Source organism: Erythrobacter sp. (assembly GCA_019739335.1).
Classification (GTDB): domain Bacteria; phylum Pseudomonadota; class Alphaproteobacteria; order Sphingomonadales; family Sphingomonadaceae; genus Alteraurantiacibacter.
On record CP073261.1, the window covers coordinates 2,234,822 to 2,249,069 of the forward strand.

The window sequence follows — 14,248 nt, forward strand, 5'->3', positions numbered from 1 at the left end:
GATCCGCTATTCGTTTTCCCGCTGAGCGGAGTCTCCCTGCTCCAGCCGATCGTAGGATATTAGTCTCGCCCCGTTTTGATATGTGATCCACCGCCAGAACCATTGCACGCTTACCAGCAGGCGTTGCTCGAAAGCGACCAGCAGGTACACGTGGATCACCGCCCACATCACCCACGCGAACCAACCCTTCAGTTGCCGCTTGCCAAAATCGAAAATTGCCGCGCTTCGACCGACCACGGCGGTGTTCCCGCGATTGCGGAAGCGGAATGGAGCGAGCGGGGTGCCCCTTTCGAGATGAGCGGCAAGCGAGTTGCCAAGATGTTGACCTTGCTGCTTCGCGACTTGGGCAAGTCCGGGAAGCGGCCTGTCCTCCAGGTCGAGCATTAGTGCTGTGTCGCCGATAGCGAAGACATCATCCACGCCTTTCACAGACAGATCGTCCCGAACCGGAATGCGGCCGCTGCGGTCGGTCTCGATGCGCAGCCATCGTGCCGCGGGTGAAGCCGCGATTCCGGCGCCCCAGACGACCGTGCTTGCCTTTATGAACTCTTCGCCGATCAGCACGCCATCGGCTCGAACGTCGCCAACAGCCTGACCGATGCGTATCTCCACCCCCATGCGCTCGAGCGCCCTATGAGCGTAGCCGGCGAGCTTTTCAGGAAACGGGGCGAGTATCCTTGAACCCGCTTCTACGAGGATTACCCGCGCCGATCCTGGATCGATATTGCGAAAGTCGCGCCGCAGACTCCAACGCGCGAGCTCCGCGATCGCGCCAGCCATTTCCACACCGGTCGGTCCGCCACCCACAATAACCGACGTCATCAACGCCGCCTGTTCTGCCGGGTCCCTGCTTGTCTCTGCCCGCTCGAAGCCGAGCAATACCTTGGCGCGGATTTGTCTGGCATCGGACACAGTTTTAAGACCAGGCGCGTAGGCAGCCCAGTGGTCATTGCCGAAGTAGTTGTAGCTCGATCCGGTGGCGAGAACCAGCCGGTCGTAGGGAACAAGACGTCCCTGCTCCAGCTGGACGCGGCGATTGGCAAGGTCAACACCGATAACCTCCGCCATGATCACATCGATATTGGTGTGCTTGCGCAGGATCCTGCGGATAGGTTCGGCGATATCGGCCGGTGACAGGGCCGCGGTCGCGACCTGGTAGAGCAGCGGAACGAAGAGGTGATAATTGTGCCGATCGATGATCGTGACCCGTACGTTACGTCCTCCCATTGCCTTGGCGCAGGCCAAGCCGCCGAACCCCGCACCAACGATGACAACGTGCGGGCGGGTGTCCGCCGCTGCGGGGCCAAGATCGTGATCTTTCTGATTGGTTGAACCCATTTGCTGTCTCGATAGTTGGCATTTCAGACGTCGAAAGAGTGATCTCGAGAGGCGGTCACCAGCCGATCTTTAGCGATTGAGCGCGGCCGAGGTTCCACCGTGTGTCCGCCAAAGTTCGGACCCAGCCTTTAGCTCAAGTCGCAGGGCCACCCGACGACATTCGGGCGAACGGCAATCGTATCCTCCACCCAAGTTGATTATGGAGAACCCATGGAAGACATGCGTACCGAAACCGATTCCCTTGGCCCGATCGAGGTTCCAGCAGCAGCATATTGGGGAGCACAGACCCAGCGGAGTCTGCTGAATTTTCCCTTTCCCGCACATCAGCGGATGCCGCTTCCGATAGTTCACGCGCTAGCCGCAGTGAAGCAGGCCGCAGCACGGGTAAACCGGCGGCATGGTCTGGATGCGACGCTGGCCGATGCCATCGAAGCAGCAGCCAAGGCGGTGGGCGCCGGCTATCACGACGACCAGTTTCCCCTCACCATTTTCCAGACGGGCAGCGGCACGCAGACGAACATGAACGTGAATGAGGTGATCGCCGGAATCGCTAACGAAACTCTTACTGGCTTTCGCGGCGGCAAGGATCCGGTGCACCCCAATGACCATGTGAACAGATCGCAGAGCTCGAACGACAGTTTCCCGACTGCGCTGCATATCGCGGCCGTCCTCATTTCACGGCAAAGGCTGCTCCCCGCAGCGGAGAAGCTCCACTCGGCTCTCGACAACAAGGCGAAGTCGTTCGCCGACATCGTCAAGATCGGGCGCACCCACACCCAGGATGCGACGCCGCTCACGCTGGGACAGGAGTTTTCAGGATACGCTGCGCAGATCGCCAGCTGCGTTCAGCGGATCGAGGACTCGCTCGATCGTGACTTGGGGGTGCTCGCCATAGGCGGGACGGCGGTAGGAACGGGTCTGAATGCGCCCGAAGGCTGGCGAAATGATATGATCGCAGCGCTGTCCGATATCACAGGCGTGACATTTCGACCGGCAGGCAACGCGTTCGAGCAGCTCGCCGCCCGGGACGGACTCGTTTCCCTTTCGGGAGCGCTCAACACGCTGGCTGTGGCGCTGAACAAAATCGCTAACGATATCCGCCTGCTGGCCTCGGGACCACGATCAGGTCTCGGCGAATTGTCGCTTCCGGCAAACGAGCCGGGGAGTTCGATCATGCCGGGCAAGGTCAATCCCACCCAGGTCGAAATGCTGACGATGGTCGCGGCGCAGGTGATCGGCAATCATCACGCGTGCACGATCGGGGGCATGCAAGGCCAGTTTGAATTGAACACATTCATGCCGTTGATCGGGTCCGATGTGCTTCATTCGATCGAACTGCTGGCCATTGGCATGGTCAGCTTCGCAAGCCGCTGCATCGAGGGGCTCGAGGCAAATGAGGAAAGGATCGCCGAGCTGGTTGAACGATCACTGATGCTGGTGACCGCACTGATGCCCGAAATCGGCTACGACAATGCCGCGGGAATCGCGAAGCACGCGCTGGAGAACAATCTGACCCTGAAGGAAGCTGGACTGGAACTCGGCCTGGTCGATGCCGAGACCTTCGACCGCCTCGTGCAGCCCCAAAACATGGTCTAGCAATCACTTGTGTCAGCATTGCTTCGATTGAGGCGATCCGAGTGGCGCAGCTTGATACTCGTTTAGCAACCTATTGGATCGGCGATCCGCTCGATCGAGCGCAGCAGGTGATCCTCTGGCAAATGATCTTCAATGCGGAAGCTGTAGACCAGTGCCTCCTCCAATACCTTCTCCTAGCCCATCACCAGCCTGAATCCGCTTGCCTGCAGAGACATTGAATCTCTACCTTCCCGCAGAGAAAGGATTTTTTCGAATAGATTGGACCCAAAAGCCGACATTCCATTCGACTTGCGCCAAGAAGTGAGCATTGGTGTTCGCATGAGCGAAGCTAGATTGTCACCGATCGCAGTCACTTTACTCACCGCCAAAATCGTTTCACATCGATCAACACGTCATGGGATTTGGCGGCTGCAGCAAGAAGGCGCTGCTTGTCCTTTTTCCGGAAAAGGGCAGGAACTTGCGGGTGATCTGCCAGGTCGAGCCGCGCCAACAACGCCGAGCCGGTGGCAAGATCATTTAGGGCACCGAGCTGATCCTCAAAATCCTTCAGCGCCTGCATGAACCTCCGGTGGCGGTGCAGCTCGTGCTTTTGGACGAAAAGTGAAGCGAAGAAATCCGCTGCATAGTGCAGCTTCTTGGCCGCCTTGCGAACCTCGTGCCGTGTCGGGTCGTCCATTTGTTCAAGGGTGCGCCCCCTCTTCCTGACCTTGCGTCGGTAACGCTCGAGCGCTCCTGACGCGACCTCGCGGGCGGGCAGAGCACGGCTGCGCGGTTCAGGTCGCACGCGCCATTCCCCGATGGCAAGCCAATCGGCAAGATCGAGCATGAGCTTCCTCGACCGGGCAGTCGATAGCGAGTGGACTGCCCTGGTATAGGCATTTGCCCTCTCTTCAATCAGCCGCTCGCGCAGCGATCCTTTGCAGGAACGCTCGACCAGCACATCAAGATCGCGCGCCTCCCCCAGGACGCTCGCCAGCCAGCGCACCTCGTCAACCAGAGCAGCAGACCTTTCATCTGTCAGCATGTCACGGTGGATCGAGAAGGCCGAGCGCAGACGGCGCAGGGCCACGCGGGCCTGATGCACGGCCTCGGGAGTCTGGTTCTCAAGGATCAACGGTTCATTGAGCCGAAACTGCCTGATGCAGGAACGGACGACCACCTGGAATGCATCGGCAGCAGCCATGTCCGGAACCAGCACAATCGGCTCGGCCTTGGCAGCCCCGGGCAGAGGGCCAAGCAGGCGGTAGCCACGCTCCGCCTTGCTCAGCACACCAAGCCGCACCGGCGCGACCTTCGCAATCCGCCGCGAAAGAGCGATCAGAGTGCCAAAGTCCCCCGACTTCTGTTCGAGCTCCGCCTCGCAAAAGAATGACTCGCGGCCGCCTGCAATGATGCGCCCGCGATCGACAGTGATCTCGATCCCGTCCAATCGCCAGATCCGCCGCTCGTTCTCTACGGTAAAAACCGGGACGAGATCGGTGACGCGATTTTTGAGTAAGGCCACGATCGGGTTCGAGCCGTCGAGGAAGGGGTGATCGTCCTTGACACCACACTCCCACTCCTGACGCCTGAAGAGACCCGCTGCGGTGCCGACATCGAATTTGACCGTTTGCACGCGCTTCCTGCCAACGCGCCGTATGCGTAAGGAAAGCCCCTCCTCGGCAAGTTCGTGTTCCGGCGTGTCAAAGTAGATCGTGTGCTGGCGAACGGTACCCTGGGCGGCACCGAAGAGCCTGGCTGCGTCAAGAGCCTCTGCCGCTTCGCTGCTCAGTTCAAGCTTGAATTCAACTTCTTCGAGTGCGCCAGAAGTCATTTCTGCAGTCCTCGTCAGATGCCGTTCCGATATACGGCAGCATTCAACGAACGCCGCCCTCGCTTGTGCAATGCCAGATCGGGCGAGTTTCCTTGCATGGCTTGCTGGTCGCGTCCCGCTTTGCCACGGTCCGTGGTAAGAACATGTATCGCAGATCGTGGCACCGCCCTATGTAGTTCCCATGTTTGCAGGCACCGATTGGGCAGCGCAGGTCGATCTCGCGTTTCATCTGCTGGCCGCGCTTGCCGCTGGACTGCTGGTGGGGATCGAGCGCGGGTGGCACCAGCGGGACGAAGCGGAGGGCTCCCGTGTGGCCGGGGTGCGAACCTTCACACTTATCGGCGGTTGCGGTGGCCTGATTTCCACCCTTGCGGTGCAATTCTCCCCTCTGCTGGCGGCAATCCTCCTGGCAGGCCTGGTCACTCTGCTCGTCGGCGCATTCCTGAAGCCACGATCCGCAGACACCGGCCGCGATGCCACCACCATGGTATCCGCGATGGCAACCCTCGGCCTGGGGCTCCTGGCTGGCGGGGGCCTTGCAGCCATCGCCCTGGCCGGTGCGGCTGTGACCACGCTGGTCCTCGCCCTCCGCAAGCAGATGCACGGTTTGCTCAAATCACTTTCGGAGCAGGAAATACGGGCCATCGCCAGGTATGCGGTGATTGCGGTGGCAGTGCTCCCCTTTCTCCCCGACGCGAACTACGGGCCTTACGACGCCTGGAATCCGTTCCGGCTGTGGCTTGTTGTCCTGCTCGTCACCGGCTTCTCGATACTGGCCTATGTGTTCAACCGCATAGTCGGACAGAACCGGGGCACCATCGCCACGGCGCTCATCGGCGGAGCCTACTCCTCGACCGCGGTCACGGCGGCATTTTCCAGCAAGCTGAAAGCCGAGGAAGCGGGTCCGTTCGCCACCGGAATCGCCCTGGCCAGCGCGGTCATGTATCTGCGGGTGTTGTTGCTGGCGGCTGTCCTGGCACCGGCGGTGGCAATTTCGCTCCTGTGGCTGCTTGGCCCGGCAGCCTTCGCGGCTTTCGTGCTGGCGCGCCTGGTGTGGAAGCGCGAAAAGGCCGGAACCGGTGCGAAAGCCGCCCTTTCAGCCAAGCCATTTGAACTGCTTCCGGCCTTTGGCTTTCTGGCAGCAGTAGCGGCCGCATCGCTTCTGGTTCAATGGGCGCAAGTCGAATTTGGCGAAGCAGGCGCGGCGATTTCCCTGTTTATCGCAGGAAGTTTCGATGTTGATGCAGCACTGGTCGCCTATTCAACCTTGCCACGCGATGTGCTCCCCGTAGCTGTTGCCGCACTCGCACTCGCCGGAACGGTGGTGATCAACATGGCTTTCAAGACGGCGATTGTCTTCACGAATGCAGGTGCCAGGCTGGGCGCTGCAGCCGGCTATTCGCTGCTTGCCAGCTGCGGCGTGCTGGTGGTGACAATAGCGCTGCGCGCTTTCAACCTGTTCGGCTGAATGTCGCCCGACTGAAGGCAATCCAGTTGATCAAGCACGGCCATCGAGGTCGGCCTTGAGCGACTTGCCGGACACAGCTGGGCCCAATTCTCCCCTACCGCGCGCGAATCCTGTCTCCAGCGTGCAAGGAATTGGCCGGATTGAGGACGACTTGGTCGCCCGCCTCCAGCCCGTCTGTCACCTTAGCGAACTCGTCATTCAGATGGCCGATGTTCCCGGCGATTTCCCGCGCACGGCCGCCTTTCTCGACAAACACGCGCCAGCCTCCATCGCCGCCACGGAACAGTGCGCCGATCGGCACGCGCAGCATGTCGTCCGACTGCCACAGGAAAATCGTGGCAGCGAGCTGGTAGCCGTGTCCAAGGCGTGCGGCAGCCGTCGCTGCCGCTCCGGTAAAGCCAATGATCACGTTGACGCGCTGCTCCTCGATGCCCAGCGCGGAAACCTCCAGCCGCCCGAACGGCTCGTTCCGCAGCACCGTTCCAGCCAGCGGATCGGGGCCGCTCCACTAGGTAATCTCCACCGGGCTCCCTGGTCCGGCACGAACGGCTCGCGGGAGAGGAGATCGACGACGACCTCGATTGATTGCGGATTGCCGATGGACATGAGCTGGGTGCCTTCGGCGATGACCCCTTCGCTTTTACGCGGAAATGCGGGGATCAAAAGGCCTTCCGGGCAGGCTCTCCGGAGAACCGGAGATTTTGGGACTGTGTGGTGCCGGCTAGAGGATTCGAACCCCTGGCCTGATGATTACAAATCAACTGCTCTACCAACTGAGCTAAGCCGGCGTGCCACACGGGTGGGCTGGGCTCGCCCCATGCCTCAGCGCACGCCGAAGGTCCAGCCCTCGGTTTGCGCGATTTCGCGGGTCATCCCGGTTGGGGACCACAGCGCTGCATTGCCCGCTACTGTGCGCAGCCATGCGGCTGTGACCAATGCGTCGGCGGAGTGATCGTCCATAACGCCACTGCCTCCCAGCGTGGGGCTGCCGAGCGCGGCCAGCGCCTTGTCGAGTTCCTCGCGGCTGCGGATCTTGCTGCGCGACGCGGTACGGCCCGCCGCCATCGCCGCCAGCGCGGTGTAGATTTCCACCAGCACAGATCCCTCGTGCGGCAGCGGGTCCACCGGCCAGACGGGGAGCGCCCCGCGCAGGGCGTGGAGCACGCGCATACCGGTGAGACTGGACTTGCCCACCTGCGCCGCGCCGACAAGGTTGAAGTTGGAGTAGGGCTTGCACCCCGCCAGAGATTGCGCCCGTTCGGTGACGCGGAAACGGCCTTGGCCCCCCGGCTTTCCATTGGCGCTAAAGTACTCTCCCTCGCGCCCGCCATGCCGGCGGAAATAGGCGCTCGCCTGCGGATGATCGACGAAGCTGGCGGCGGCGAAATGCTTATCGGCCTCGCAAGTGCGCTCGATCAGCGCCCACAGTGCCTTGGCATCCGCCGGGCTCTCCGCCCAACCGGGAAAGAACGCGCCCTTGTCCGCGAAGGGCAGCGAAATGCCGAGATCGAGCCCGACCAGTGAATTGGCGGGCAGGGCATGGCGCAGAACCTCGACGATCTCCCCCCGCGCCCAGCCGCCTTTCATCGTCGCCAGCACCGGCGGCCCGCCATCCGCGCGGGCAACCGCCACCGCAATCGACTTGTGCCGCGCACCCTGCGCGCCGGACCAGTCGATGGCGACGAAATGTTCGAACTCGCGAACCCTAGCCACGCCGCTCCCCGCGCAGCTTCTCCCAATAGTCGAGCCGTTCGCGCACCTTTCGTTCGAACCCGCGTTCGACCGGCTGGTAGAATTCCTGCGGGGCCATTTCCTCGGGCCAGTAATTGTCGCCCGAAAAGCCCTCATCCGCGTCGTGATCGTAGGTGTAGCCCTTGCCGTAGCCGACGTCCTTCATCAGTTTGGTCGGCGCGTTGACGATGTTCATTGGCGGCATCAGGCTGCCGGTCTCGCGCGCACTCTTCCACGCGGCCTTCTGCGCCTTGTAAACGGCGTTCGATTTGGGCGCGGTGGCGAGGTAGACGCAGGCCTGTGCCAGCGCCAGTTCGCCTTCCGGGCTGCCGAGGAACTGGTAGGCGTCCTTCGCCGCCATGCACTGGGTGAGCGCGGCGGGATCGGCCATGCCGATGTCCTCCACCGCCATCCGCACCAGCCGCCGGGCGAGGAACAGCGGTTCCTCTCCCGCCGTCAGCATCCGCGCTAGATAATAGAGCGCCGCCTGCGGATCGGACCCGCGCACCGCCTTGTGCAACGCGGAAATGAGATTGTAATGCCCCTCGCGGTCCTTGTCGTAGACCGCCACCCGGCGTTGCAGGAACGCGCCCAGGGCGGCGGGATCGAGCGGTTCCGCGATCTTTGCGCTGTAGAGCGTTTCGGCCTGGTTGAGCAGGAACCTCCCGTCACCATCGGCGGAGGCCACCAGTGCATCGCGCGCTGCGGGCGTTAGGGGAAGGGGGCCTTCGAGCTCCTCGGCGCGGGCGAGCAATCGCTCCAGCGCCGCCGCGTCGAGCCGGTGCAGGATCAGCACCTGTGCGCGGCTGAGCAGCGCCGCGTTGAGTTCGAAACTGGGGTTCTCGGTAGTCGCGCCCACCAGCGTCACTACGCCCCGCTCGACGAAAGGCAGGAAGCCATCCTGTTGCGCGCGGTTGAAGCGGTGGATCTCGTCCACGAACAGCAGCGTGCGCTGGCCCATCTTCTGCGCTGTCTCGGCAGCGGCAAAGGCCTTTTTGAGGTCTGCCACTCCGCTGAACACCGCGCTCACCGCTTCGTAGCGCATCCCCACCGCGTCGGCGAGCAGGCGGGCGATGCTGGTCTTGCCGGTGCCGGGCGGGCCCCAAAGGATCGAGCTGGAGAGCCGCCCGGCTGCCACCATGCGTCCGATCGCGCCTTCGGGGCCGGTGAGGTGTTCCTGCCCGATGATCTCGGAAAGATCGCGCGGGCGCAGGCGGTCGGCCAGCGGCGCGTCGGCGGCGGGCGCATCGGGGCCGCTGAATTGCGGGAGGTCATCGGCGAAAAGGTCGGCCATTGCCGAGCTTCTAGCGGGGCCGCAAAAATTTTGCACCGCCTCTTGTTACGATAGGTCTAAGATATATCTTAAGATCGGGACGAGACAGGAGTTTGCGCCATGAGCAACAAGAACGACAAGGGGCCGGGAAGGCCCAAGCCGCCGAAGCCCCCCAAGCCGCCAAAGGCACCGCGTCCGCCCGAGGATGTGTTCGAGCCGGAGGATATGGAACCGGTGGAGGACGAGGAAGACGAGTTCTCCATCGAGATCGGCGCCGATGGCGACGATGAGGGCGAGGACCGCGACGAGCGCCGCCGCCGCCGTCGCAGCGAGTTCAAGAGTCAGTTCCGCCGCGAGTTCAATAGCGACAATCTGTTCGGCCCCGGCGGCCCCTTCGGAGCAGCCGGACCCTTCGCGCTTCAGGGCGTGTTCGGACCGGGCGGACTGTTCGGCAAGGGCGGCATGATGGGCGGCGGCGGACGTGGTGGCCGGCATCGCGGCGAGATGCACGGTGGCCCCCGCCAGCGTCGGCAGCGGATGTTCGGCTCCGGCGAATTGCGACTGGTGTTGCTCGCCATGCTGGCCGAGGAACCGCGCCACGGATACGAGCTGATCAAGGCGCTGGAGGAGCTGACCGACGGGGCCTATTCGCCCAGTCCGGGCACCATCTACCCGACTTTGCAGATGCTCGCCGACGAAGGCGTGATTGCCGAACAGGAGAGCGAGGACGCGCGCAAGCTCTACCGCGCCACCGATGCCGGCACTGCCGAACTGCTCGATCGCAAGGACGAGCTGGAAGAGCTGTGGCACCGACTCGGTCGCCGGTTCGAGAAGCGTGCCGAGCGGGAGCGCTCTGGCGGGCAATCGGCGATGTTCCGCGCGCTGGGCAACCTCGCCTCGGTCATCACCAACAAGGCTGCCAGCGGCGGGGTGACGATGGACAAGGACCAGGTGATCGACCTGATCGACGAACTGGCCCGCAAGATCGAGCGGATGTGACTTCGGCCTGAGTTTGGCGGTCTGCCGAAACCATGATACTCCTCCTCCGGGATTTCTCGGGGGAGGAGTTTTTTTATGGATTCGACTGCATCTGGCGCAGCGCCTTGGCACCTGTGGGTGGTCGGCGTAATCGCGCTGCTGTTCACCGCGTTTGGCGGTTACGATTACACAATGTCGCAGCTGGGAGACCGCGCCTATATCGAGGCGGCGGTGGGCGGCATGGGCATCCCTGTCGACGCGGCGGTGGACTATTTCTCCAGCTTCCCGCTGTGGCTGGATTTCCTCTGGGCGGTCGGCGTCTGGGGCGCGGTGCTAGGGGCGGTGCTGCTGCTCTTGCGCAAGCGAATGGCCTATCCGATATTTGTCCTGTCCCTCGCCGCCTTTATCGCCACCAATGTCTATGGCTTCGCGAATCCGATCCCGGGGATCAACGATCCGACGCCGACCTACATCGCTACCGCTGTGGTCTTTTCCGTCATGCTCGGCCTTACGCTCTATGCGCGGGCGATGGCGGCGCGCGGGGTGTTAGGCTGAGGCCAGCGCTTCCGCTCCGCCGCGTTCGGACAACAGACGGAGGTAGGCGGAGGCGACCGCTGCGTTGATCGCATCCCAGCTGTAGTCGCGGCTGCGCGCATACCCCGCACGGCCGTGCGCCTCGCGCAGGGCGACATCGCGGACATAGGCTTCCACCGCGTCGGCAAAGCCTGCCGCGTCGCCCGGTTGGACCAACCTTCCAGTCACCCCGTCCTGCACCAGGCTGGTCGAGCCGGTTGCCCGCGCCGCCACCACCGGAATGCCACTCGCCATCGCTTCCAGCGTGACATTGCCGAAAGTCTCGGTGATCGAGGGGTTGAGCAGCAGGTCCATGCTCGCCACGGCCCGGCCAAGGTCTGCGCCGCCCTGGAAGCCGACGAACACCGCCTCCGGACACTCGCGCGCGAAGAAGTCTCGCGCCGGGCCTTCCCCCACCACCAGCACCCGGTGCGCCACGCCGCGTTCCCGCAGCAGCGCCACCGTTTCGGTGAACACGTCCAGTCCCTTTTCCAGCACCAGCCGCCCGAGGAAGCCGACCGCCACCTCGTCATCGCCGATGCCGTGTGCGCGCCGCCACGCCGAGTCCCGGCGTTCGGGCGCGAAGATCCCGCGGTCCACCCCGCGCGCCCAGATTGAGACGTCCTGCCCCATTCCCTGTTCGCGCAGTACCGCCGCCATGCTCTCCGACGGAGCGACCAGCGCATCGCAGCGATTGTAGAACCGCCGCAGGATCGCCACCAGTGCCGGCTCAAGGAAGGCCAGCCCGTAATAGCGCGGATAGGTCTCGAACCGCGTGTGCACCGAAGCCAATATCGGCAGCCCCCGCGCCCGCGCCCAGCGCACCGCCGCGTGTCCGGTGGGGTCGGGCGAGGCGACGTGGATTACATTGGGCGCGAAGGCTGCAAGATCCGCCTTCACAGCCGCATTAAAGCCCATTGGCACCCGGTATTCGCCGCGCCCCGGGATCGCCAGACTGGGCACTCCGACCAGATCGCCCTGCGGTGCGAATGCGGGCTTTGCCACCGTAGGCGAATAGACGCGCACCTGCGCACCCTGCCGCAACAGGTACTCCACCAGCCGGTTCAACGCCTGGTTCGCCCCGTCGCGGACGTAGTTGTAGTTCCCGCTGAACAGCGCAACGCGAAGGTCCGACATATTCATGCCGCGAGCCTTAGGCGAGCGAGCGGACGATTGCGAGAGGGTGCGAACGTTGGCCAGGCCACGATGTTCGGCAGGCGAGGCCTGGCAACCTTGAGTGGGCAGCGCGCGCGTCCGGGAAACATTTCTCACCCTCGGTCATTGCTAACTGTAGTTCATGAAGATGGTTTGAATGCATGCGAGAGAAAAGGCGGATCATGAAAGCAGGTGCGGCATGAACATGTATGTCCGATTCATGGCGATGATCGCCACTAGCACTATCGTCATGTTTCTGCTGATGTACGTGAATACATATAACATAGATCATGTTTTCTGGAGCGAGACGCGGTTCTGGATGGCTTTCGTGATGGGGGCGGCAATGATGGTGATCATGCTGCTGTTTATGTGGGGGATGTACGAGAGCCGCGCCAAGAACTTCACGATACTGGGGATTGCAGTAGCAGTTTTTGCCGTGGCCCTGTGGCTGGTGCGAAGCCAGACTACCATATCCGACACCGAATATATGTCGGCGATGATCCCTCATCACTCCATCGCCATAATGACGAGCGAGCGGGCCCATATCCGCGATCCACGGGTGCGCAGGCTGGCGCATGACATCATTCTTGCCCAGCGGCGCGAGATCGCGGAAATGCGCTATCTCATTGCGGACATCGAGGAAAACGGGGTCCGGATGACCGAGCGCGTTCCTGAAGGAGCGCAGCCATGAAGTGGCTGGCTGCCTTGATTTCCGCGCTGTGCCTGCCCTTGGCGGCCTGCAACCAGAACAGTGCTCTCGGAAACGACCGCGAGGCTCAGCTCGATCCGGCCCCCACGCCTGCTCCGGTGGTCGGTGCTGCTGCCGCGCTCGAAAATGTCGCCAACCCGGTAATCAAGCCGGAAACAATGTCCACGGCCGATATCGCAGCGCTCGGCGGGCTGGAGGGCAAGTGCGCGATAAGGCTTACCGAAGTGGCCCATCCCTCGTTTGTCTTCGAGGCCGGCGCCAGCGGTGCGATCAAGCTCAACGGGAAGATCATCCCTCTTCCTGCAATCGGCAGCAATCAGTTCGGGGAGGACAATCTCACCGTGACGCTCAGCCCGACGAGCGATGTTGGCGATGCTGGGCTGTCAGGAATGGACATGGTCCTCGTGTTGCCGGGTAGCGAAGATGAACTGGGATATGCGGGTTTCGTCGACTGCAGCCTCGGAGAAGGACAATGACCTCGAAATTCAAAGGCGCGATTCTCGGCGCTCTCGGCACCCTTGCCTTGCTGTTGCTGTTTGGCCTGCTGGTGGTCCTCACTGGCGGTTACAATGTCGCCGCAACGCAAAGGCATACCACCGTAGGGGCCTGGGCGCTCGATACCAATTTCAGCAACTCGGTGCAGCGCCAGGCCGGAGATATCGAAGCGCCGGAAATGACTCGCGCCATGGTTGCGGCAGGCGCTTCCGACTACAAGTCCATGTGTGCCCATTGCCACGGAGGGGTGGGCGAGGGTCGCGCCGACTGGGCCCAGGGAATGCGCCCCATGCCACCCGCCCTCGCTCATGCAGCGCAGGAATGGAGTCCTGCCGAAATTTACTGGCTGGTAACGCACGGAGCCAAGATGACTGGAATGCCCGCCTTCGGCCCGACCCACGAAGAGGAGGCGATCTGGAACATTGTCGCCTTCGTAAAGGCGATGCCGAATATGACCGAAGCTCAGTACGCCGCTTACTAGGACCGCCGTTCGCAAGGGTATCCCCCATCTGGTCGGCAGGAACCGCGCCCAGTCGCCAAGCGTAGGCCCAGGATGAAACATCCCGCCTCCGCCCTGGCCGTGCTCACCCTTGCGTTGGCCGCCTGCTACGATCCGGTGCCGGACAGTCCTGCCGAGCCGCCCGATGTCCCGACACAGGCAGGTGGCGGGGTCGTCGCTCAGCCGCCGGTCGGTACCGCCGATCCGGAAGGCGAGGCCGGCATCGGGCAGGAGGAGGCTCTCGCACAGGCAGGCGCGGTGCAGGATAGCATTCCGGCGCGGTTCCACGGGCGCTGGGCCGAAAGTGCGGCGGCCTGCGGCGGTCGCAATCACCAGCAGTATCATATCGAGGCGGCGCAGGTCGGGTTCTTCGAAAGCGTGGGCGAAGTGCAGCAGGTGCGCGCGCAGGGCGACTATGCCGCCGCCACCCTGTCCGAACAGTATGCCGACGATTCGCCCGCGGTCTATGTCTTCTACATGGCGCTGGATGGGGCGGACGCGATGCGGGTGCGGTATGACAACGAACCGCGTATCGGCCTGGTCCGTTGCCCGCGTGTCTGAAAAAGCAGGCTCCAGGGGGGGTATGGCATCGTCGGGGAGCAGGCGGGCTGTCCAGTCGC

At 63.0% G+C, this 14,248-nt stretch carries 14 protein-coding genes and 1 tRNA gene; 8 read left to right on the plus strand and 7 right to left on the minus strand.

Annotation, left to right across the window (positions count from 1 at the left end; translation table 11 throughout):
• Positions 1–6: 6 nt before the first annotated feature.
• A complete protein-coding gene (locus JY451_10970; protein ID QZH74216.1) occupies positions 7–1,338 on the minus strand; it encodes an NAD(P)/FAD-dependent oxidoreductase in 1,332 nt (443 codons plus the stop codon).
• Positions 1,339–1,548: 210 nt separating this feature from the next.
• Between JY451_10970 and JY451_10975 the strand changes: the two genes are divergently transcribed.
• Positions 1,549–2,934 carry a class II fumarate hydratase gene (locus JY451_10975; protein QZH74217.1) on the plus strand — a complete coding sequence of 462 codons (1,386 nt, stop codon included), beginning with the start codon at positions 1,549–1,551 and terminating at the stop codon, positions 2,932–2,934.
• 358 nt (positions 2,935–3,292) lie between these two features.
• Here the strand turns inward: JY451_10975 and JY451_10980 are convergent, their stop codons facing one another.
• Entirely contained in the window at positions 3,293–4,747 is a 1,455-nt protein-coding gene (locus tag JY451_10980) for an inorganic triphosphatase (GenBank protein QZH74218.1), read from the minus strand.
• Positions 4,748–4,904: 157 nt separating this feature from the next.
• Between JY451_10980 and JY451_10985 the strand changes: the two genes are divergently transcribed.
• Complete coding sequence (locus JY451_10985; protein QZH74219.1) at positions 4,905–6,215, plus strand: MgtC/SapB family protein; 1,311 nt, start codon at positions 4,905–4,907, stop codon at positions 6,213–6,215.
• Between the two features lie 94 nt (positions 6,216–6,309).
• Here the strand turns inward: JY451_10985 and JY451_10990 are convergent, their stop codons facing one another.
• From JY451_10990 to JY451_11005, 4 genes are all read right to left on the minus strand, one after another.
• Positions 6,310–6,693: a hypothetical protein gene (locus JY451_10990; protein ID QZH74220.1), complete on the minus strand. Its 384-nt coding sequence runs from the start codon at positions 6,691–6,693 to the stop codon at positions 6,310–6,312.
• A 234-nt stretch (positions 6,694–6,927) separates the two neighbouring features.
• Positions 6,928–7,003, minus strand: a tRNA-Thr gene (locus JY451_10995).
• A gap of 34 nt (positions 7,004–7,037) precedes the next feature.
• The gene (locus tag JY451_11000) at positions 7,038–7,928 is read right to left on the minus strand and encodes a hypothetical protein (protein QZH74221.1); all 891 of its coding nucleotides are present in this window, start codon (positions 7,926–7,928) and stop codon (positions 7,038–7,040) included.
• Positions 7,921–9,240 carry a replication-associated recombination protein A gene (locus tag JY451_11005; GenBank protein QZH74222.1) on the minus strand — a complete coding sequence of 440 codons (1,320 nt, stop codon included), beginning with the start codon at positions 9,238–9,240 and terminating at the stop codon, positions 7,921–7,923. The genes JY451_11000 and JY451_11005 overlap by 8 nt, the downstream gene beginning before the upstream one ends.
• A 204-nt stretch (positions 9,241–9,444) precedes the next feature.
• Here JY451_11005 and JY451_11010 point away from each other — a divergent pair, with 204 nt between their 5' ends.
• On the plus strand, positions 9,445–10,218 hold the full coding sequence (locus tag JY451_11010) for a PadR family transcriptional regulator (protein QZH76687.1): 774 nt from the start codon (positions 9,445–9,447) through the stop codon (positions 10,216–10,218).
• 75 nt (positions 10,219–10,293) lie between these two features.
• Positions 10,294–10,752: a hypothetical protein gene (locus JY451_11015; protein QZH74223.1), complete on the plus strand. Its 459-nt coding sequence runs from the start codon at positions 10,294–10,296 to the stop codon at positions 10,750–10,752.
• Here JY451_11015 and JY451_11020 read toward each other — a convergent pair.
• Positions 10,744–11,913, minus strand: coding sequence for a glycosyltransferase family 1 protein (locus tag JY451_11020; GenBank protein ID QZH74224.1), 1,170 nt, complete (start codon positions 11,911–11,913; stop codon positions 10,744–10,746). The genes JY451_11015 and JY451_11020 overlap by 9 nt on opposite strands.
• Before the next feature lie 238 nt (positions 11,914–12,151).
• On the opposite strand from JY451_11020, the gene JY451_11025 reads away from it, so the two are divergent.
• The 4 genes from JY451_11025 to JY451_11040 all read left to right on the plus strand — a co-directional run bounded on the left by JY451_11025 (position 12,152) and on the right by JY451_11040 (position 14,189).
• Positions 12,152–12,616, plus strand: coding sequence for a DUF305 domain-containing protein (locus tag JY451_11025; protein ID QZH76688.1), 465 nt, complete (start codon positions 12,152–12,154; stop codon positions 12,614–12,616).
• A complete protein-coding gene (locus tag JY451_11030; GenBank protein ID QZH74225.1) occupies positions 12,613–13,110 on the plus strand; it encodes a hypothetical protein in 498 nt (165 codons plus the stop codon). Before JY451_11025 ends, JY451_11030 begins: the two co-directional genes overlap by 4 nt.
• Positions 13,107–13,610 (plus strand): cytochrome c, encoded by a 504-nt coding sequence (locus JY451_11035; protein ID QZH74226.1) that lies wholly within the window; start codon positions 13,107–13,109, stop codon positions 13,608–13,610. Before JY451_11030 ends, JY451_11035 begins: the two co-directional genes overlap by 4 nt.
• A gap of 72 nt (positions 13,611–13,682) precedes the next feature.
• On the plus strand, positions 13,683–14,189 hold the full coding sequence (locus JY451_11040) for a hypothetical protein (GenBank protein ID QZH74227.1): 507 nt from the start codon (positions 13,683–13,685) through the stop codon (positions 14,187–14,189).
• Positions 14,190–14,248 lie beyond the last annotated feature (59 nt).